The sequence below is a fragment of the Pseudomonas sp. BNK-44-b genome, assembly GCF_047456245.1.
Taxonomy (GTDB): domain Bacteria; phylum Pseudomonadota; class Gammaproteobacteria; order Pseudomonadales; family Pseudomonadaceae; genus Aquipseudomonas; species Aquipseudomonas machongensis.
The window spans coordinates 227,948-247,243 of sequence record NZ_CP179908.1; the positions used below are offsets into that span (position 1 = coordinate 227,948).

At 64.3% G+C, this 19,296-nt stretch carries 15 protein-coding genes; 6 read left to right on the forward strand and 9 right to left on the reverse strand.

The annotated features are described in order from the left end of the window. Positions 1-263: 263 nt before the first annotated feature. Positions 264-1,151 (reverse strand): LysR family transcriptional regulator, encoded by an 888-nt coding sequence (locus ACMGGG_RS01145; protein WP_414154741.1) that lies wholly within the window; start codon positions 1,149-1,151, stop codon positions 264-266. Positions 1,152-1,228: 77 nt separating this feature from the next. On the opposite strand from ACMGGG_RS01145, the gene ACMGGG_RS01150 reads away from it, so the two are divergent. Further along, complete coding sequence (locus ACMGGG_RS01150) at positions 1,229-1,993, forward strand: sulfite exporter TauE/SafE family protein (RefSeq protein WP_414154742.1); 765 nt, start codon at positions 1,229-1,231, stop codon at positions 1,991-1,993. Here the strand turns inward: ACMGGG_RS01150 and ACMGGG_RS01155 are convergent. Continuing rightward, on the reverse strand, positions 1,983-2,297 hold the full coding sequence (locus ACMGGG_RS01155) for a putative quinol monooxygenase (RefSeq protein WP_054892647.1): 315 nt from the start codon (positions 2,295-2,297) through the stop codon (positions 1,983-1,985). The genes ACMGGG_RS01150 and ACMGGG_RS01155 overlap by 11 nt on opposite strands. A gap of 196 nt (positions 2,298-2,493) precedes the next feature. On the opposite strand from ACMGGG_RS01155, the gene ACMGGG_RS01160 reads away from it, so the two are divergent. The 3 genes from ACMGGG_RS01160 to ggt all read left to right on the forward strand — a co-directional run bounded on the left by ACMGGG_RS01160 (position 2,494) and on the right by ggt (position 5,839). Then, positions 2,494-3,084 (forward strand): NAD(P)H-dependent oxidoreductase, encoded by a 591-nt coding sequence (locus tag ACMGGG_RS01160; protein ID WP_063542698.1) that lies wholly within the window; start codon positions 2,494-2,496, stop codon positions 3,082-3,084. Between the two features lie 73 nt (positions 3,085-3,157). Further along, positions 3,158-4,054 (forward strand): LysR family transcriptional regulator, encoded by an 897-nt coding sequence (locus tag ACMGGG_RS01165; RefSeq protein WP_054892645.1) that lies wholly within the window; start codon positions 3,158-3,160, stop codon positions 4,052-4,054. Between the two features lie 117 nt (positions 4,055-4,171). Beyond that, positions 4,172-5,839 carry a gamma-glutamyltransferase gene (ggt, locus tag ACMGGG_RS01170; protein WP_063542700.1) on the forward strand — a complete coding sequence of 556 codons (1,668 nt, stop codon included), beginning with the start codon at positions 4,172-4,174 and terminating at the stop codon, positions 5,837-5,839. Between the two features lie 135 nt (positions 5,840-5,974). On the opposite strand, the gene ACMGGG_RS01175 is transcribed toward ggt, so the two are convergent. The 3 genes from ACMGGG_RS01175 to ACMGGG_RS01185 all read right to left on the reverse strand — a co-directional run bounded on the left by ACMGGG_RS01175 (position 5,975) and on the right by ACMGGG_RS01185 (position 10,759). After that, entirely contained in the window at positions 5,975-7,585 is a 1,611-nt protein-coding gene (locus ACMGGG_RS01175; protein WP_414160008.1) for a methyl-accepting chemotaxis protein, read from the reverse strand. 180 nt (positions 7,586-7,765) lie between these two features. Further along, the gene (locus tag ACMGGG_RS01180; RefSeq protein WP_414154743.1) at positions 7,766-9,685 is read right to left on the reverse strand and encodes a methyl-accepting chemotaxis protein; all 1,920 of its coding nucleotides are present in this window, start codon (positions 9,683-9,685) and stop codon (positions 7,766-7,768) included. Positions 9,686-9,874: 189 nt separating this feature from the next. Continuing rightward, positions 9,875-10,759, reverse strand: coding sequence for a neutral zinc metallopeptidase (locus ACMGGG_RS01185; protein ID WP_125930820.1), 885 nt, complete (start codon positions 10,757-10,759; stop codon positions 9,875-9,877). Positions 10,760-11,001: 242 nt separating this feature from the next. Between ACMGGG_RS01185 and pcaH the strand changes: the two genes are divergently transcribed. Further along, the gene (pcaH, locus tag ACMGGG_RS01190) at positions 11,002-11,721 is read left to right on the forward strand and encodes a protocatechuate 3,4-dioxygenase subunit beta (protein WP_063542708.1); all 720 of its coding nucleotides are present in this window, start codon (positions 11,002-11,004) and stop codon (positions 11,719-11,721) included. 11 nt (positions 11,722-11,732) lie between these two features. Continuing rightward, a complete protein-coding gene (gene pcaG, locus ACMGGG_RS01195; protein ID WP_063542710.1) occupies positions 11,733-12,338 on the forward strand; it encodes a protocatechuate 3,4-dioxygenase subunit alpha in 606 nt (201 codons plus the stop codon). 42 nt (positions 12,339-12,380) lie between these two features. On the opposite strand, the gene trmA is transcribed toward pcaG, so the two are convergent. From trmA to ACMGGG_RS01215, 4 genes are all read right to left on the reverse strand, one after another. Continuing rightward, a complete protein-coding gene (trmA, locus tag ACMGGG_RS01200; RefSeq protein ID WP_054892636.1) occupies positions 12,381-13,466 on the reverse strand; it encodes a tRNA (uridine(54)-C5)-methyltransferase TrmA in 1,086 nt (361 codons plus the stop codon). Then, positions 13,463-14,758, reverse strand: a complete 1,296-nt coding sequence (locus ACMGGG_RS01205; protein WP_054892635.1) for an NCS2 family permease — start codon at positions 14,756-14,758, stop codon at positions 13,463-13,465. Before ACMGGG_RS01205 ends, trmA begins: the two co-directional genes overlap by 4 nt. A gap of 216 nt (positions 14,759-14,974) precedes the next feature. Next, entirely contained in the window at positions 14,975-16,198 is a 1,224-nt protein-coding gene (locus tag ACMGGG_RS01210) for an MFS transporter (RefSeq protein WP_063542712.1), read from the reverse strand. Positions 16,199-16,446: 248 nt separating this feature from the next. Next, the gene (locus tag ACMGGG_RS01215; RefSeq protein WP_414154744.1) at positions 16,447-19,257 is read right to left on the reverse strand and encodes an FAD-binding and (Fe-S)-binding domain-containing protein; all 2,811 of its coding nucleotides are present in this window, start codon (positions 19,255-19,257) and stop codon (positions 16,447-16,449) included. Between the last annotated feature and the right edge of the window lie 39 nt (positions 19,258-19,296).

Here is a 19,296-nt window from a genome sequence, read left to right on the forward strand (position 1 = left end):
TGTCCCGCGAGGCAGACGACGCGTTGCATGGCACCGGCTACGCCGGTGATCGCGGGACAAGCCCGCTCCCACAGGGATTGGGCTGGTCTTTAGATTTTGAGCAAGACCGTTGCTCCTACAAGAGCTCCGCAACTTTCTGAATACTGCGGTGTTAATTGTGGGAGCGGGCTTGTCCCGCGATCACCGGCGTAGCCGGTGCCATGCAGCGCGTTATCTTGTTCGCGGGACAAGTCGGGGCGCCGAACCGCCGCTCCCAGGCTAACTCACTCCTCAAGCCCAAGCCGCTCGACCAGCGCCGCCGCATACCCCGGCAACCCGGCAAAATCCCGGGCGCACAGCTGCAGCCGACGATTGGCCCAGTCTTCCTCCAGCGCCACCCAGCGCAAGGGCAGCACCCCCTCCCAGCGTCTCACCGAGGCCAACGGCACGACGCCGACCCCGGCACCCCCGGCTACCATGCGGATCACACCGTCAAAACCTTCGGCCCGTACCCGTACCTGCATGCGCCGCCCGAGGCGCAGTGCCTGTTCTTCGAGGTGCAAGGCAAGTGCGCTGTCCGCACCCAGCCCCACATGGCCATGCACGAGGCTGTCGACGAAACGTGGCGCCGAGAGCCCAGCCAGCGGATGCCCGTGGGGCATGATCAGCACCAGCGGGTCTTCGCGAAACGGCCGCACCTGCAGGTGCTCGCTCGGTGCCGCCGTGGAAATGATGCCCAGGTCCGCAGTCCCCTGGGTGATCGCCTGCACGATGCGCAGGCTCGGTTGCTCCTGCACATCGACGCTGACGCCCGGAAACGCCACCAGGTATGCAGCCAGCAACTCCGGCAGATATTCGGTCAGCGCCGCGGTATTGCACAGCAGGCGCACCTGCCCCTGTTGGCCTTGGGCATATTGGCCAAGGTCGTACTGCAACCGCTCGACCTGCTGGGCGATCAGCCGCGCATGCTGCAACAGCGCCTGGCCCGCAGGTGTTGGCTGCACCCCTCGCCGGTTGCGTTCGAGCAGGGCAATGCCCAGCGAGGTTTCCATGGCGCGGATGCGCGCACTGGCCGCAGGCAGCGAAAGATGGCTGCGGCGGGCACCGGCGGTGATGTTGCCGCATTCGAGCGTGTGGCGGAAAAGGCTGAGGTCGGTCAGGTCGAAATGCATGTGCCTCTGTCCTGGCAAGAGTCTGGCTGAGTATATGGCAGATTTTCAGCCCATCGCCGAGGGTGCAGGATGGCGCTATGAATACCTTTACTGCGTTGTATCAAGACATGGGGCTGGCGCTTTCGCTGCTGGTTATTTTTACCTTCGCCCTGGCCGGTGCGGTCAAGGGTGTGATCGGTCTGGGAATGCCGACCATCGCCATGGGCCTGCTCGGGCTGGCTATGCCTCCGGCGCAGGCAGCGGCGTTGCTGATCGTGCCTTCTACTCTCACCAACCTGTGGCAGCTCGCCTCTGGTGGCCACCTGCGTGGGCTACTCAAGCGCCTGGGCGGCATGTTGGTGATGATCGTCGTGGGTACGCTGCTGGGTAGCCTGTGGCTTGGCATCGACAGCGGCCCATGGGCGGCGCATGCGCTCGGCGGGGCACTGCTGGTGTATGCGTTGTATGGGCTGGTGGGGCCGGGTTTGCGGGTCGCGCCGCAATGGGAGTGGTGGTTGGGGCCGCTGTGCGGCCTGCTGACGGGGGTGGTGACGGCAGCGACCGGGGTGTTCGTGATGCCCGGTGTGCCCTACCTGCAGGGCCTGGGGCTGAATCGCGATGAGCTGGTCCAGGCGATGGGGCTGTCGTTCACGGTCTCGACCCTCGCCCTGGCGCTTGGCCTGGCCGGGCAGGATGCGCTCGACGGCCCGGCCCTGGGCGCGTCATTGCTGATGCTGGTACCTGCTCTGCTCGGCATGTTCGCCGGCACCTGGCTGCGTCAGCGCATCAGCGCCGCGCTGTTCAAGCGCTGCTTTTTCATCGGCCTGGCGCTGCTCGGCGGGCACCTGTTGATCAACGGCTAGCGGAAGACGGGCTGAGCATCTCGATCATCTGGATATCGAAGTCGCGCTCCAGGTAGTCCATGCGCTTCTCGAAGAACGCAGCCATGTGCGGCAGCGCCGAGTGCAGGTCGAGGGCGGCCTTGTCGGCCCAGACCTCGTAGAACACGAACAGGCTCGGATCTTCCTTGTCACGCAGCATGTGGTACTCGATGCAGCCGGGCTCCTGGCGGCTCGGTTCGACGTAGGCGCGGAACAGGGTTTCGAAGGCTTCGGCCTTTTCAGGGCGGGTCTTGGCTTTGAGGATGAAAGCGAACTGCTCACTCATGGCGATGGCCTGTGCGGGGGAAAGTGAGCAGATTGTATTGCAATAATCAGATGTCTATTCGTGACTTGAAGGCAAATGTATTTTGCCACCACCCGGCTTTTTCCTGCGCTCGCGACTGCCTAATCTGCCGCCATCACTTTTGACTCGGTCGGCAGGCGTACTTGCCTCGGGCCGACCCAGACCTGCGAGGCTCACCATGAAAAAGATTCTTCTACTCAACGGCGGCAAACAGTTCGCTCATTCCGACGGCCGCCTGAACCGCACCCTGCACGAGGCCGCCCTGGCCTATCTGGACCGCGCCGGTTTCGATGTGCAGCAGACCTTTATCGACGGTGGCTATGACGTCAAGGAAGAGGTGCAGAAATTCCTCTGGGCGGATGTGGTCATCTACCAGATGCCAGGTTGGTGGATGGGCGCGCCCTGGACCGTGAAGAAGTACATCGATGATGTCTTCACCGAGGGCCATGGCAGCCTGTACGCCAACGATGGCCGCACCCGTTCCGATGCCTCGCAGAAGTACGGCAGCGGCGGCCTGATCCAGGGCAAGCAGTACATGCTCTCATTGACTTGGAACGCACCGCAGCAGGCCTTCGACGATCCGACCGACTTCTTCGAAGGCAAAGGTGTGGATGCGGTGTACTTCCCGTTCCACAAGGCCAATCAGTTCCTTGGCATGACCGGCCTGCCGACCTTCCTGGCGGTGGATGTGATGAAGCGCCCGGATGTGCCAGCAGCACTGGCAGCGTATGAAGCGCACCTGGCGAAGGTGTTCGGCAAGGCCGAGTGATGACGCGGCGCCACTTGCGCCGTGATCGCCCAGCAGCTATCAATCAGCACTACCCCAAGCCCAAGGCCGCCGCTTGAAAACCCGATCCGAAGAACTCCAGGTATTCGTCGCCGTCATCGACTGCGGTTCGATCTCCGCCGCCGCCGAGCAGATGGGCCAGACCCCGTCGGCGGTGAGTCGCACCCTGTCGCGCCTGGAGGGCAAGCTTGGGACCACGCTGGTCAACCGCACCACCCGGCGCATGGACCTGACCGAGGAAGGGCGTTTCTTCCTCGAGCGTTCGCGGGCCATCCTCGAGCAGATGGACGACATGGAAGAGCGCCTGTCGATGAATCGCCAGACCCCATCCGGGCGTTTGCGGATCAACGCCGCTGCACCGTTCATGCTGCATGCCATCCTGCCGTGGATCGGCGAGTTTCGCCGCCAGTACCCCGGCATCGAGCTCGAGCTCAATACCGACGACCTGATCATTGACCTGCTGGAACAGAGCACCGACGTGGCCATTCGCATCGGTGAACTGGCCGATTCCAGCCTGCACGCCCGATCGCTGGGGTGCAGCCCCGTGCAGGTGCTCGCCAGCCCGGATTACCTGGCCCGGCGCGGCACACCGCAGAAGGTCGAAGACCTCAGTGCGCACTGCCTGCTGGGGTTCAGCGCACCCGAAACGCTCAATCAATGGCCGTTGCGCCATGCTCAGGGCGATCGCTGGCCGATCCGCCCGGCGATCCTCGCCTCCAGCGGCGAGACCCTGCGCCAGCTGGCATTGGCCGGTGAGGGCATTGTCAGCCTGTCGCATTTCATGACCCACGAAGACATTCGCGCTGGCCGCCTGCAGGTGGTGCTGGCCGAGGCCAACAACGGCTATCGCCAGCCGATCCACGCGGTCTACTACCGCAATACTCAACTGGCGCTGCGCATCCAGTGCTTCCTCGACTTCATCCAGCGCAAGCTATCGATGTACGCCTGCTGAGTTACCTGAACGCGACAGATTTGCCCAAAGACGCCTCCCTTCCTGTGTGCCGTTTGCTTAGTCGCAACGGTTGAGCCTTAAATGAGTGCTCGACAAAAACAACACCAAGGAAGTGTCATGCGTATCGTCATGTTCCAGTCCCTGGCCCTCGGGGCCGCGATCCTGAGCTGTTCTTCCGCCTATGCCGTGACGCTCGAAGGTGGCGCGGTGGCGGCGCCCGATCAATATGGCGCACAGGTAGCCGCCGACATTCTCAAGAAGGGCGGTAACGCGGTGGATGCCGCGGTCGCCACCGCCTTCACCCTGGCGGTCACCTACCCGGAAGCCGGCAACATCGGCGGCGGTGGGTTCATGACCCTGTTCGTCGACGGCAAGCCGTACTTCCTCGACTATCGTGAAGTCGCGCCCAAGGCCGCCACGCGCAACATGTACCTGGACGACAAGGGCGAGGTCATCGAAAACCTCAGCCTGGTTGGCGTGCGCGCTGCTGGCGTGCCCGGCACGGTGATGGGCCTGTGGGAGGCGCACCAGAAGTTCGGCAAGCTCAAGTGGAGCGAGCTGCTTACCCCGGCCATCGGCTACGCGCAGAACGGCTTCAAGATCGCGCAGAAGCAATACCAATATCGCGACGATGCCCAGGGCCTGTTCAAGACCGCCACCAACTTCAATGACTACTTCGGCAACATGAAGGTCGGTGAGCTGTTCAAGCAACCCGAGCTGGCCAAGACCCTGGAGCGCATCGCCGACAAGGGCGTCAGCGAGTTCTACCAGGGCAAGACCGCTGACCTGCTGGTGGCGCAGATGCAGGCCGACAAGGGCCTGATCACCAAGGAAGACCTGAAGGACTACAAGGCCGTGTGGCGCGATCCGATCGCCATCGACTGGCGTGGCAATGTGGTCTATACCGCGCCACCGCCAAGCTCTGGTGGCGTCGCTCTGGCCCAGCTGTTGGGCATCAAGGAAGACCGCGCAGCCGACTTCAAGGGGGTCGAGCACAACTCGGCGAAGTACATCCACCTGCTGGCCGAGATCGAGAAGCGCGTGTTCGCCGACCGCGCCGACTACCTGGGCGACCCGGCCTTCACCAAGGTGCCGGTCAAGGAGCTGGTGGCCAAGGACTACCTCGCCAAGCGCGCGGCGCAGGTCAACCCCAATGCGATCTCCGACACCGACAAGGTCAAGCCGGGCCTGGAGCCGCACCAGACCACGCACTTCTCCATCGTCGACAAGCAGGGTAATGCGGTGAGCAACACCTATACCCTGAACCTCGACTATGGCAGCGGCGTGGTGGTCAAGGGCGCGGGCTTCCTGCTCAACGACGAGATGGACGATTTCAGCGCCAAGCCGGGAGCGGCCAACGCCTTTGGCGTGGTGGGTGGGGATGCCAACGCCATCGAGCCGGGCAAGCGCATGCTCTCGTCCATGAGCCCGAGCCTGGTCACCCGCGACGGCAAGCTGACCCTGGTGGTCGGTACGCCCGGTGGTTCGCGGATCTTCACCTCGATCTTCCAGGTGATGAACAACCTGTACGACTATGGCATGCCGCTGGAAAAAGCCGTGGCCGCCCAGCGCGTGCACCATCAGTTGCTGCCCAAGGACACCATCTATTTCGACAGCTATGCACCGCTCAAAGGGCAGGTGGCAGAGGATCTGAAGAAAATGGGCTACGTGCTTGAGGACCAAGGCTGGGAGATGGGCGATATCCAGGCGATCCGGGTCACCGGCGACAAGCTCGAGACCGCATCCGATCCGCGCGGACGCGGGGTAGGGTTGATCGTCAAGTAATACCCTTGGCGAGCACCGGCGCAGCCGGTGCCATCCGCCGTGTGTCTGCTTCGCAGCGCTTCGGCGCCCCGACAAACCCGCTCCCGCAGGTACCCCGCCGAGCTCAACCGCAGCGGGGAACCTGCGGGATGCGCTTCAAACGCGTAAGTGGCTGACCATCGTCTGCAATTGCCCACCCAACCGCGCCAGTTCCACGCTTGACGCCGCTGTCTCCTCGCTGGCCGCCGCCGTTTGCTCCGACACATCGCGCACATTCATGATGCTGCGGCCGATCTCGTCGGCCACGGCGCTCTGCTGCTCGGCTGCCGCTGCAATCTGCTGGTTCATCGCCTGGATCCCCGACACGGTGCGGGTGATGCTGGCCAATGAGGTGCCTGCCTTGCGTGCCAGTTCCACGCTGCTGTCGGTCAGCCCGCTGCTGCCTTGCATGGCGTTGGCCACGCGCTGGGTGCCGTTCTGCAGGCTGGCGACCAGCTCTTCGATCTCTTCGGTGGATTTCTGCGTGCGCTGGGCCAGGGCACGGACCTCATCGGCGACCACCGCAAAGCCGCGCCCGGCTTCACCGGCACGCGCCGCTTCGATGGCGGCATTCAGTGCCAGCAGGTTGGTCTGCTGCGCCACCGACTTGATCACGTCCATGACGCTGCCGATCTTCTGGCTTTCCTGTTGCAGCAGGTTCATCGCCTCGGTGGCGTGCTGTACTTCAGCGGCCAGGCGTTCGATCTGGCCGATGGCCTCGTTCACCACCCTGTCGCCGGCACGGGCCTCGCCGTCGGCCTGGGTGGCGGCCTGGGATGCCTGCTCGGCGTTGCGTGCGACCTCCTGTACGGTCGCCGTCATCTCGTGCATGGCGGTGGCGACCTGGTCGGTCTCGACCTTCTGATTGTTGACCCCTGCACTGGTCTGCTCGGTCACCGCCGACAGTTCCTCGGCGGCGCTGGCGATCTGGGTCACGCCGTCGCGGATACCGGTGATCAGTGCGCGCAGCGTGTCGCCCATGCCCGCGATGCCCTGCTGCAGGGCACCGAGTTCGTCACGCCGGGTGATTTCCAGGCGCTGGGTGAGGTCGCCTTCGGCGATCTTCTTCACCACCTCGAGGGTTTCCTGCAAGGGGCGGGTGATCTGGCGGGTGATGACCACGGCGCCGAGCAGGCCGAACACCAGCGCCAGCAGCGCCACGCCCAGTTGCAGGTTGCGCGCCTGGGCGGTATCGACGTCGCGTCTGCCAAGTTCGATCTTGTACAGCTCGTCGCTGCGCTTGGTGATCTGCGCCTGCTCCTCGATCATTTCCTGGCGTGCCGTGGCGATCGCCGCCCGGGCGTCGCGTACCGGCTGCTCGGCGTCGGGTTTGCTGGCGATGGCGCGGTAGCCCTGGCGCATCTTGTCCAGCGAGGCGCGGTACTGGTCGATGTAGCTGGCCTGTTCGCGCAGCAGTTGCAGGCTCTGGGGGTGGTCGAAGCTGGCGAGCAGTTCCTGCTTGTGCTGTTCGAAGGTGTCCAGGCGGGCCAGCACGGTGGCGGCGGCGCTCTCGTCGCCATCGGCGAGCATGTATTGCAGACGCGCCACGCGCAGGTTGTTCAGGTGCGTGTTGAACTGGGTGATCTGCCCCATCGAGTTGCTGCGTGCGACGAGGTTTTCCAGGCTGTTCCAGCCGGTCAAGGCCAGTGCAGTGGTGAGTAGAAGGACCAGGCCGAAGCCCAGCATCAGTTTGAGTTTGACGCTGATGTTGGCAAACCAGTTGCTCATGGAGGTTCCCCGGGGGAAAGCGCCTGCTCGCGGGATTTCCCGTCACACGGCATTTGTTTTTGTGATGGGCCCTCCGTTGCCGCAGAAGAGATATCGGCAATGTTTGCAGGAGCTGAAACGCCGTTCAGCAGATTTTTTGGGGGAAGGATTGGGGCCGCGACGCGGCCCCGGAAGGCGTGGTCAGACGCGGAAATGGCTGACCAGGGTTTGCAACTGTCCACCCAGGCGCGCCAGCTCGACGCTGGAGGCGGCTGTCTCGTCGCTCGCGGCGGCGGTCTGCTCGGACACATCGCGTACGTTGAGGATGCTGCGGCTGATCTCTTCGGCCACGGCACTCTGCTGCTCTGCGGCGGCGGCGATTTGCTGGTTCATCGATTGGATGCCCGACACGGTACTGGTGATGCTCTCCAGCGACGCGCCGGCCTTGCGTGCCAGTTCCACGCTGCTGTCGGTCAGGGTGCGGCTGCCGAGCATGGCGTTGGCTACCTGCTGTGTGCCGTTCTGCAGGCTGGCGACCAGCTCTTCGATCTCTTCGGTGGACTTCTGCGTGCGCTGCGCCAAGCCACGCACTTCGTCGGCGACCACGGCGAACCCACGCCCCGCCTCACCGGCGCGAGCCGCTTCGATGGCGGCGTTGAGCGCCAACAGGTTGGTCTGCTCGGCCACCGACTTGATCACGTCCATGACACTGCCGATCTTCTGGCTTTCCTGTTGCAGCAGATTCATCGCTTCGGTGGAGCGGTTGACCTCGGCGGCCAGGCGCTCGATCTGGTTGATCGCCTCGCCCACCACTTTGTCACCGGCACGGGCTTCGCCGTCGGCGTTGGTTGCTGCAAGCGACGCCTGTTCGGCGTTGCGCGCGACTTCCTGCACGGTGGCGGCCATTTCGTGCATGGCGGTGGCGACCTGGTCGGTCTCGACCTTCTGGCTGTTGGCGCCGGCGCTGGTCTGCTCGGTCACCGCCGACAGCTCCTCGGCCGCACTGGCGATCTGGGTAACACCGTCACGGATGCCGCTGATGAGGTCGCGCAGGGTCGTACCCATGCGCGCAATGCCTTGCTGCAGCACGCCCAGTTCGTCGCGGCGGGTGACCTGCAGGTTGTGGGTCAGGTCGCCACCGGCGATCTTCTCCACCACGGCGAGGGTCTCGCGCAGCGGGCGGGTGATCTGGCGGGTGATGATCACGGCGGCGAGTACGCCGATGAGCAGGGCCAGCAGCGTCGCGCCGATCTGCAGGGTGCGGGCCTCGGCACTTTCGATGTCACGGCGTTCGAGCTGGATCTTGTACAGGTCGTCGCTGAGCTTGACGATGTCGCCGCCCTGCACGGTCATTTCCTGACGGGACACAGCGATTTGGGCTGTCGAGGCGCTGAGCTGGCGAACCGACTCGCCATAGGCACGCACTGCGCCTTCGAACTGCTCGATGGCAGCGCCATCGCTGGTCAGCTGGCGCTTGAGGCCGTCGATCTCGGTGAAGGTCTGCTGCAGTTGGCGCAGCACCGCTTGCTCGGCGACGTCGCTTGGCGCCGCGACATAGCTGCGTACGTCCAGGCGCAACTGGGTCAGCTGCTGGCGGGCCTTGCTGATTACCAGGTATTGCTGCAAGCGGGTCGCATCGCTTTCGTCACGGGCCAGGACATCCTTGCTGATCGTTTCGATCAACTGGATCGCCTTGGTCGCGTTCTGGTCGAGGGTTTCACGGGTCGCAAGGGTGATCTTGTAGCCTGCGCGCATCTTGTCGAGCGAGATGCGATAGTCGGCGATGATCTTGCCCAGCTCACGCAGCAGCTTCAGGTTCTCGGGGCTCTTGAAGGTGCTTTCCAGGTGCTGCTGCTGGGCGCTGAAGGTTTCCAGCTTCGCCAGCGTGTTGGCGGCGGCGGCGTCGTCGCCGTTGGCGATCATGTATTGCAGGCGCGCCACGCGCAGATTGGTCAGGTCAGTGTTGAGGCGGGTAATGTCGCTCATCCAGTTGCTGCGATTGATGAGGCTCCCCAGGCTGGTCCAACTGGCCAGGGCCAGCAGGCCGGTCAATACCAGGACCAGGCCGAAGCCCAGCCCGAGTTTGAGGTTCACGCTCTTGTCGGCAAACCATCTGTTCATGCACGCTCTCCAGAAAATGTGTCTTGCAAAATCTCACGTCGCCGGGCGTTGTTCTTGTAGGGGCCAGCTGATGGGTCCACGGGGTTATCGGCCGAATCGGCTGCGGCTGAAACGTTTATCAGCAGAAAAATGACCCATTGGTCGTATTGCGTTCTGGAGAGGCGCTGCAACGCCCGTTGCAGCAGGGCGTTACAAGTTGCGTGCGTTGAAGGTGTCGCAGCGGTTGAGATCGCCACTGCCGAAGCCAGCCTTGAACCAGCGTACCCGCTGCGCCGAGGTGCCATGGGTGAAGGAGTCGGGCACCACCCGTCCTTGCCCCTGTTGCTGGAGGCGGTCGTCGCCGATGGCGTTGGCGGCGTTGAGTGCCTCTTCGACATCGCCGGGCTCCAGCCAGTTGAGACGTTTCTGAGCCTGGTAGGCCCAGACACCGGCCAGGCAGTCGGCCTGCAGTTCCTGGCGTACCAGCAGGCCATTGTCGCCCTCAAGGCGCTGGCCGCTGCGGCGTGCGGCATCGACCTTGGCCGAGACGCCGAGCAGGGTTTGTACGTGGTGGCCAATTTCGTGGGCGATCACGTAGGCCTGGGCGAAGTCGCCGGCGGCAGCGAAGCGGGTTTCCATTTCGCGGAAGAACGACATGTCCAGGTACACCCGCTGATCAGCCGGGCAATAGAAGGGGCCGACCGCCGAGGAGGCGAAGCCGCACGCGGAGTTGACCTGGCCGCTGAACAGCACCAGCTTGGGGTCGCGGTATTGCTTGCCGGCCTGGGCGAACAGGGCCTTCCAGGTATCTTCGGTGTCGCCCAGGATCGAGGCGACGAACTCGGCCTGTTGATCATTGGCCGGCGGTGCCTTGCCGCCAGCGCCGCTGGGCGCTGCCTGCTGTTGCTCCATCTGGCCGGCGAGCTGGCCGAGGATCTGCAGCGGATCCTGGCCGGTGATCCAGCCGATGCCGATGATCAGCAGCACGGCGCCCAGCCCCAGGCCCTTGCCACCGCCGAAGCGCATCCCGCCGCCACCGCCTTCGCCGCGTGCATCCACCACATTGTCGCTGCGTCGGCCTTTTCGCCAATCCATAGAAGTTCTCCGCTGTGAGTGTCGTGCCTGGTTGAAGGGCCGTGGGCTCTGCGCAGCCAGCACCGCAGTCCATCCAGAATAGTCCAGCGCTTCAGATCAGGTGGTCTGACGAAAAGTTGCATAACCAAATGGTTATGTCTGGCGCCCATGTTTTCAGTTTTCGCCCTGCGCGACCTGCCGGAAACTGCAAGTCCGCCTGCCACGCACAGGTGGTTCGAACAATTCCAAGAGAGGAAAACGGCATGCCCGCTCAGGACACCAGCCGCTTCGTGATCCGTGATCGCAACTGGCACCCCAAGGCCCTCACGCCTGATTACAAGACATCCATCGCCCGCTCGCCGCGCCAGGCGCTGGTGAGCATTGCCCAGTCGGTCAGCGAAAGCACCGGCCCTGATTTTTCCCACCTGCGCTTCGGCGAGCATGACCATGACCTGTTGCTGAACTTCAACAACGGTGGCCTGCCGATCGGTGAGCGCATCATCGTTGCCGGGCGGGTCGTCGACCAGTACGGCAAGCCGGTGCCCAATACCCTGGTGGAGATGTGGCAGGCCAACGCCGGTGGTCGCTACCGCCACAAGAACGACCGCTACCTGGCCCCGCTCGATCCCAACTTCGGTGGCGTCGGTCGCTGCCTGACCGACCGTGACGGCTACTACAGCTTCCGCACCATCAAGCCCGGCCCCTATCCCTGGCGCAACGGCCCCAACGACTGGCGTCCGGCGCACATCCACTTCTCCATCAGCGGCCCTTCGATTGCCACCAAGCTGATCACCCAACTGTATTTCGAAGGTGATCCGCTGATTCCGATGTGCCCGATCGTCAAGTCGATCGCCAACCCGGACGCGGTGCAGCGCCTGATCGCCCGGCTCGACATGAGCCACGCCAACCCGATGGACTGCCTGGCCTATCGCTTCGACATCGTGCTGCGTGGCCAGCGCCAGACCCACTTCGAGAATCGCTGAGGAGACCCGTCATGCCTATCGAACTGCTGCCGGAGACCCCCTCGCAGACCGCCGGCCCCTATGTGCACATCGGCCTGGCCCTGGAAGCTGCCGGTAACCCGACCCGCGACCAGGAAATCTGGAACCGCCTGGCCCGCCCGGAGGCTCCGGGCGAGCACATCCTGCTGATCGGCCAGGTGTACGATGGCAATGGCCATCTGGTGCGTGATTCCTTCCTCGAGGTGTGGCAGGCCGACGCCAACGGCCACTACCAGGACATGTTCAACCTGGAGAACACCTTCAACAGCTTCGGCCGGACCGCCACCACCTTCGATGCAGGTGAATGGACCTTGCACACGGTCAAGCCAGGCATGGTGAACAATGCTGCCGGGGTGCCGATGGCACCGCACATCAACATCAGCCTGTTCGCCCGGGGGATCAACATCCACCTGCACACCCGTTTGTATTTCGATGACGAGGCCGAGGCCAACGCCAAGTGCCCGGTGCTCAACCTGATCGAGCAGCCGCAGCGGCGCGAGACGCTGATCGCCAAGCGCTGCGAGGTGGACGGGAAGACGGCGTATCGCTTCGATATCCGTATTCAAGGGGAAGGGGAGACGGTGTTCTTCGATTTCTGAACGAATGCCGGGGCCTGACAGGTGGCCCCGGCCATCCATCGATCAGCGCCGGACCAGCAGGACCCCGCTTTCCATGTGGTGGGTGTAGGGGAACTGGTCGAACAGCGCGCAGCGTTCGATACGGTGGGTATCGTGCAGTTGAGCGATGTTCTGCGCCAGCGTCTCGGGGTTGCAGGAGATGTACAGGATCCGCTCGAAACGCCGGGTCAGCTCGCAGGTGTCCGGGTCCATGCCGGCGCGTGGCGGGTCGACGAACACGGTGCCGAAGTCGTAGCTTTTCAGGTCGATGCCTTCCAGGCGACGGAATGGGCGGACCTCGTTCAGCGCCTCGGTCAGTTCCTCGGCCGACAGGCGTACCAGGCGCACGTTGTCGATGCCGTTTTCGTCGAGGTTGTGCAGGGCGGCGTTGACCGAGGTCTTGCTGATCTCGGTGGCCAGCACCTGGCGCGCGCGGGTGGCCAGGGGCAGGGTGAAGTTGCCGTTGCCGCAGTACAGCTCCAGCAGGTCGTCGCTGCGCTCGCCCATCGCCTCGCAGGCCCAGCCCAACATCTTCTGGTTCACTGCCCCGTTGGGCTGGGTGAAGGCGCCTTCAGGCTGGCGGTAGCTGAAGGTGCGGCCGGCGATGTCGAGTTTCTCCACGGCATAGTCACGGCCGATCACCACGCGCTTTCCTTTGGAACGACCGATCACGCTGACGCCCAGTTGTGCGGCCAGTTGCTGCGCGGCAGCCTCCCAGGCCTCGTCGAGCGGGCGGTGATAGCACAGGGTGACCATGGCATCGCCGGCCAGTGTGGTCAGGAACTCGACCTGGAACAGACGATTGCTCAGGTCTTCGTTGCCCTGCCAGGCGGCCTTGAGACGGGGCATCAGTTCATTGATGCGCTGGCTGGCGATGGGGAAGTCGTCGATGAGAATTGCCTTGTGCTTCTCGCCCGGGGCGAACATCGCGTAGTGGCGTTGACCCTCTTCGCGCCACAGACGGAACTCTGCGCGCAGGCGATAGTGCTCGCGCGGCGACTCGAACACGGCAGGTTGCGGTGCATCGAAGGGCGCCAGCAGCTCGCGCAGGCGCTCGACCTTGGCCTGCAGTTGGGTCGTGTATTGCGAAGGGTCGAAGACGGCACTCATGCGTTGAACCAGCCCAGCTTGATGACGAACAGAATGGACAGGATCACCAGGGCCGGGTTCAGGTCGCGATGACGACCGGAGATCAGCTTGATGGCGGTCCAGGCGATGAAGCCGAAGGCGATGCCGTTGGCGATCGAATAGGTCAACGGCATGGCCAGGGCGGTGACCACCACCGGCGCGGCCTCGGTGACGTCGTCCCAGTTGATCTCGGCCAGGCCCGAGGCCATCAGCACGGCAACGAACAGCAGTGCCGGCGCGGTGGCGTAGGCCGGCACGCTACCGGCCAGCGGCGCGAAGAACAGCGCCAGCAGGAACAGCACGGCTACCACGATGGCGGTCAGGCCGGTGCGTCCGCCGGCACTTACGCCGGCAGCCGATTCGATATAGCTGGTGGTGGTCGAGGTGCCCAGCAGCGAGCCGGCCATGGCTGCGGTGCTGTCGGCGATCAGCGCACGGCCCATCTTCGGCATGTGGCCGTCCTTGCCCATCAGGCCGGCGCGCTTGGCCACGCCGATCAGGGTGCCGGAGTTGTCGAACAGGTCGACGAACAGGAAGGCGAAGATCACGCTGATCAGCCCGACGTCCAGCGCGCCCTTGATGTCCAGTTGCAGGAAGGTCGGGGCCAGCGACGGCGGCATGGAAACGATGCCGCCGAATTGGCTGGCACCCACCAGGATCGACACCACCGTCACGGCGAGGATGCCGATCAGCACGGCGCCGCGTACTTTCAGCGACTCGAGGCCGACGATGAGGAAGAAGCCGAGGGTGGCCAGGATCGGTGCAGGCTGCTTGAGGTCGCCCAGGCCGACCAGGGTGGCTGGGTTATCGACGACGATGCCCGCATTGTGCAGGGCGATGAGTGCCAGGAACAGGCCGATACCGGCGGCGATCGCCGAGCGCAGCGGCAGCGGGATGCTGTTCACGATCCACTCACGGATGCGGAAGATCGACAGCAGGAAGAACAGCACCGCCGAGAGGAATACCGCACCCAGTGCCACCTGCCAGGTGTGGCCCATGTGCAGGACCACGGTGTAGGTGAAGAAGGCGTTCAGGCCCATGCCCGGGGCGAGGGCGATCGGATAGTTGGCGATCAGGCCCATGGTGACCGAGCCGATGGCGGCGGCAAGGCACGTGGCGACGAAGATCGCGCCCTTGTCCATGCCGGTTTCGCCGAGGATGCTCGGGTTGACGAACAGGATGTAGGCCATCGCCAGGAAGGTGGTGACGCCCGCGAGGATCTCGGTGCGCACGTTGGTGTTGTGTGCTTTTAGTTGAAACAGCCTTTCCAGCATGCCTGCTCCCATGGCGCCGCGGCGCCGTGAATGTATTCGACCCCATCAGCAAAGCACAGACCGTACCGGTTGCCGTGGTTTTGTGGGGGCGGAAAAAAGCCGCGCATCATACCAGCATGGGGGGCGGGGGCCTATGGCTGTTGGTCTTTGTGGCGTGGCGCCCACTGTCGGCGCGGCCTGGTGCCGCGAAAGGGCTGCCAGGCAGCCCCATGAAGACTATTGCGGAGTGTGCATGCGGTCGCGGTTGGCCAGGGTCGGGAACAGCTTCATCCACACGCCGGTGACCACCAGCGTGCCCACACCACCCAGTACCACCGCCGGAACTGTGCCAAACCAGTGCGCAGTGACCCCGGATTCGAACTCGCCGAGCTGATTCGAGGCACCGATGAACAGCCCGTTCACCGCGCTGACCCGGCCGCGCATTTCATCGGGTGTCTCCAGTTGCACGAAGGCGCTGCGGATAACCATGCTGATCATGTCTGCCGCGCCCAGTACCACCAGCACCGCCAGCGAGAACCAGAACGAGGTCGACAGACCAAAGGCGATGGTCGCCACGCCGAACACGCCGACGGCGGTGAACATGGTCCGGCCGACCTTGCGTTCTACCGGGAAGCGCGCCAGCCACAGCGACATCAACAAGGCACCTACCGCCGGGGCCGAGCGCAGCAGACCCAGGCCCCAGGCGCCGGTGAGCAGGATATCCTTCGCGAACACCGGCAGCAGCGCCGTGGCACCGCCGAGCAGTACGGCGAACAGGTCCAGCGAGATGGCGCCGAGGATGTCCGGGCGACTGCGAATGAAGCGGATGCCGGCCAGCAGTGATTCCAGGCTGGCACGGCCGCGCTGGGGTGTCTGCTGGCGCGAGTCGAGGCTGAGCATCAGCAGGCAGGCAATGGCGTACAGCAATACCGTCGGGCCATACACCCAGATGCTGCCGAAAGCGTAGAGCAGGCCGCCGACCGCCGGGGCGACGATGGTCGCTGCCTGGGTCGCCGACGCCGACGCAGCGACGGCGCGCGGGAACAGCCCCGGCGGCACCACGTTGGGCAGCAGTGCCTGGGTCGCAGGCATCTCGAAGGAGCGGGTGGCACCGAGCAGGAAGGCCAGCACGAAGATCAGTTCACGGGTGACGCTGTCGGTGGCACTGCCCAGCGCCAGGGCCAGGGCGATGAGCCCTTGCAGGCACTGGCACAGGGCGGCGACCTTGCGCCGGTCGTAGCGGTCGGCGACATGCCCGGTGTGCAGCATGAACAGCACCCGTGGGGCGAATTCGACCAGGCCGACCAGGCCCAGGTCCAGGACGTTGCCGGTGAGCTGGTAGAGGTGCCAGCCGATGGCCACGGTGAGCATCTGGAAGCCGCTGGCGGTGAAGACCCGCGCAAGCCAGAACGCGATGAACGGACGGTGGTGACGCAACAGCAACGGTGCGGACTCAGACATCGGGGGCCAACGACAGCGGAAGAAGGGGGCTGCAGATTAGCATTTACTTGTAACAAATGGTTGCGGGCTGTTGGGCAATCGCCTGGGTACCCGCTCCCATTGTAGGAGCGGGTTTACCCGCGAAAAAGACACCGCGCTGCCTGGCACGGGCTACGCCCGTGTTCGCGGGACAAGCCCGCTCCCACAGGGGATTGGGCTGGTCTTTAGATTTTGAGCAAGACAGTTGCTCCCACAGGGATTGCGCTGACCTAAATAGCTCGTGCGCGTGTCACTCGGTCCACCAGATAGACCAATCCGTGATAGTCGATACCACTATGGCTCGACAGCCCGATCTCGCAGGTACGGCTGGTGGAAATCCCTTCGCTGCAGTACTGCACGGCATCTTTCAGGCTGCGCAGGGAATGGGCATTGAGCTCTGGCGTGGTGAACCCCTTGTCACCAGCGAACCCACAGCAGTGGATACCCTCGGGAATCACCACCTGTTTGCTGCAACGCCGCGCGAGGTCGATCAGCGCCTGGCTTTCGCCCAGGTGCTGGGTGCTGCAGGTGACATGTACGGCCACAGGTTCCTCCTGTGGGGTGAACTCCAGCTTGTCGAGCAGATGCGTGCGGATGAAGCGCACCGGGTCGTAAAGATCCAACCGGGTTTCCCCCAGGTCCTGTACCAGGCGCAAGGTGCAGGGGCTGGTGTCGCAGTAGATTGGATCGAGGCCGCCACGGCTGGCATGCAGCAGGGCGGCGATCAGTTCCTGGCGCTTGTGCTCGGCCTGCTCGGCGTAGCCCTTGGAAGCAAATGGCTGGCCACAGCAGAGGTTGTTGGCGTTGTCGGGGAAGATCACCTGGTAGCCGGCCTTTTCCAGCAGGGCCTGGGTCTTGTCCAGCAACGAGCGCTGCTCGCGATCGCCATAGGCCGGGCCCATGACACGCGACACACAGGCCGCAAGGTAAACCACCCGGGGTCGTGCATCGTGGCTTGCCGGGCCGAAGTCGATCGGTTTGAGCGGTTGCGGCATGGCCGCTGTCCACTGCGGCAGGCGACCGTTGCTGACCTTGCGCAGGCCGCTGCTGAGGCGCGCCAGGCGTGGGGCTCCGAGCAGCTTGCGTGCGCCGTTGGCCGCGGCGAGGGTCAGGCGTGCGCCACTGAGGGCCGAGTGGAAGTGTTCGGCCAGCCAGTTGGCAGTCTTCAGGTGATCGGCGGCCTGGCCGCGCAGTTTCTTCACCAGTTCGCCGGTATTGATCCCCACCGGGCAACGCTGGGCGCACAGGCCGGTAGCGGCACAGGTATCGATGCCCTGGTATTGATAGGTCTGCAGCAGCTCGCGGGTGTCGAGGCCGGCACGACGCTTGGCCTGGATATCGCGCCACATGACGATGCGCTGCCGCGGGCTGAGGGTCAGTCCCTTGGACGGGCACACCGGCTCGCAGAAACCGCACTCGATGCATTTGTCGACGATCTCGTCGGCCGCCGGCAGTGGCTTGAGGTTTTTCAGGTGGATGTCCGGATCGTTGCTGAGCACCACATCCGGGTTGAGGATGCCGTTGGGGTCGAGCAAGCGCTTGAGTGCCCACATCAACTGGTAGGCGTCCTTGCCCCATTCCAGCTCGACGAAGGGCGCCATGTTGCGTCCGGTGCCGTGCTCGGCCTTGAGCGAGCCGCTGAACTCCACCGCCACCAGTTGCGCGACGTCCTCCATGAAGGCCTGGTAACGCGCAACTTCCTCGGCGCTGTTGAAGCCCTGGGTGAAAACGAAGTGCAGGTTGCCTTCCAGTGCGTGGCCGAAAATGATCGCCTCGTCATAGCGATGCCTGTCGAACAGCTGGATCAGGCGGTTGACGCCCTCGGCCAGTTGCTCTACCGGGAAGGTCACGTCTTCGATGATCACCGTGGTGCCGGTCTGGCGCACGGCGCCGACGGCAGGGAAGGTGTCCTTGCGAATCTTCCACAGCAAGTTGTACACCGTCGGGTCTTCGCTGAACTCGACCTTCTGCTCGAGCGGGAATTCGGCGATTGACCCCATCACCAGCGCCAGTTGTTCGTGCAGCAGGCTCTGGCTGGCGGCGCGGGACTCGATCAGCAGGGCGCAGGCGTTGCTCGACAGGCCTTTCACCCAGGCCGGCATGCCTGGCATCTCCTGCACCGAGCGCAGGCTGCGGCGATCGAGCAGCTCGACCGCCGACACGGGCTGGCGCTTGAGCACGGTCACTGCCCGGCAGCAGCTTTCGACAGTGGGAAACACCAGCAGGGCGCTGGCTTTGTGCGGGTGGTCAGGCACGGTGTCATAGGTGACTGCGCTGATGAAACCCAGGGTGCCTTCGGAGCCGACCAGCAGGTGCTGGAGGATATCCAGCGGCTGGTCGTAGTCCACCAGTGCGTTGAGCGAGAGGCCGGTGGTGTTCTTCAGCCTGTACTTGTGGCGGATGCGGTCGGCCAGTTCGGTGTTGGCGCGGGTCTCACGGCCAAGGCGGGCAAGTTCGTCGAGCAGTGCGGCGTGGCTCTGTTCGAAGGCGGCGACGCTGGCCGGGTCTTCGCTGTCCAGGCGAGTACCGTCGGCCAGTACCAGGCGCAGGCCAGCAAGAGTGTGGTAGGTGTTCTGCGCGGTACCGCAGCACATGCCGCTGGCATTGTTGGCGACGATACCGCCGATCTTGCAGGCATTGATCGACGCCGGATCAGGTCCGATCTTGCGCCCGTAGGGGGCCAGCCAGGCATTGGCCTGGGCACCGATGACCCCGGGCTGCAGGCGGATCTGTTCACCCTGGTTGCGAATCTCGCGGCCGTTCCAGTTGTCGCCCAGCACGATCAGCACCGAGTCGCTGATGGCCTGCCCGGAGAGGCTGGTGCCTGCAGCGCGGAAGGTTACCGGCACGCGCTCACGCTGGGCCAGGCGGATCAGCTCGACCACCTCGTCCTCGGATTCGACGCGCACCACCAGCTTGGGGATCAGCCGGTAGAAACTGGCGTCGGTGCCGAAGGCCAGGGTCGAGGTCGGGTCGTCGAAACGGCGTTCGGCAGGGATCAGGCGCTCGGCATCACGCAGGAACGCAGCGGGCAGGCTCATGCAATCTCCTCGCGGGGCCGGCGCGTCTGGCGCGCGACG

Excerpts from the sequence above, each read along its gene's own strand:
- trmA (WP_054892636.1), bottom strand. The coding sequence starts at position 13,466 with ATGAGTGCCGTCTTCGACCCTTCGCAATACACGACCCAACTGCAGGCC.
- ACMGGG_RS01175 (WP_414160008.1), bottom strand. The coding sequence starts at position 7,585 with ATGAGCAACTGGTTTGCCAACATCAGCGTCAAACTCAAACTGATGCTG.
- ACMGGG_RS01215 (WP_414154744.1), bottom strand. The coding sequence starts at position 19,257 with ATGAGCCTGCCCGCTGCGTTCCTGCGTGATGCCGAGCGCCTGATCCCT.
- ACMGGG_RS01145 (WP_414154741.1), bottom strand. The coding sequence starts at position 1,151 with ATGCATTTCGACCTGACCGACCTCAGCCTTTTCCGCCACACGCTCGAA.
- ACMGGG_RS01205 (WP_054892635.1), bottom strand. The coding sequence starts at position 14,758 with ATGCTGGAAAGGCTGTTTCAACTAAAAGCACACAACACCAACGTGCGC.
- ACMGGG_RS01210 (WP_063542712.1), bottom strand. The coding sequence starts at position 16,198 with ATGTCTGAGTCCGCACCGTTGCTGTTGCGTCACCACCGTCCGTTCATC.
- ggt (WP_063542700.1), top strand. The coding sequence starts at position 4,172 with ATGCGTATCGTCATGTTCCAGTCCCTGGCCCTCGGGGCCGCGATCCTG.
- ACMGGG_RS01160 (WP_063542698.1), top strand. The coding sequence starts at position 2,494 with ATGAAAAAGATTCTTCTACTCAACGGCGGCAAACAGTTCGCTCATTCC.
- ACMGGG_RS01150 (WP_414154742.1), top strand. The coding sequence starts at position 1,229 with ATGAATACCTTTACTGCGTTGTATCAAGACATGGGGCTGGCGCTTTCG.
- pcaH (WP_063542708.1), top strand. The coding sequence starts at position 11,002 with ATGCCCGCTCAGGACACCAGCCGCTTCGTGATCCGTGATCGCAACTGG.
- ACMGGG_RS01185 (WP_125930820.1), bottom strand. The coding sequence starts at position 10,759 with ATGGATTGGCGAAAAGGCCGACGCAGCGACAATGTGGTGGATGCACGC.
- ACMGGG_RS01180 (WP_414154743.1), bottom strand. The coding sequence starts at position 9,685 with ATGAACAGATGGTTTGCCGACAAGAGCGTGAACCTCAAACTCGGGCTG.
- pcaG (WP_063542710.1), top strand. The coding sequence starts at position 11,733 with ATGCCTATCGAACTGCTGCCGGAGACCCCCTCGCAGACCGCCGGCCCC.
- ACMGGG_RS01155 (WP_054892647.1), bottom strand. The coding sequence starts at position 2,297 with ATGAGTGAGCAGTTCGCTTTCATCCTCAAAGCCAAGACCCGCCCTGAA.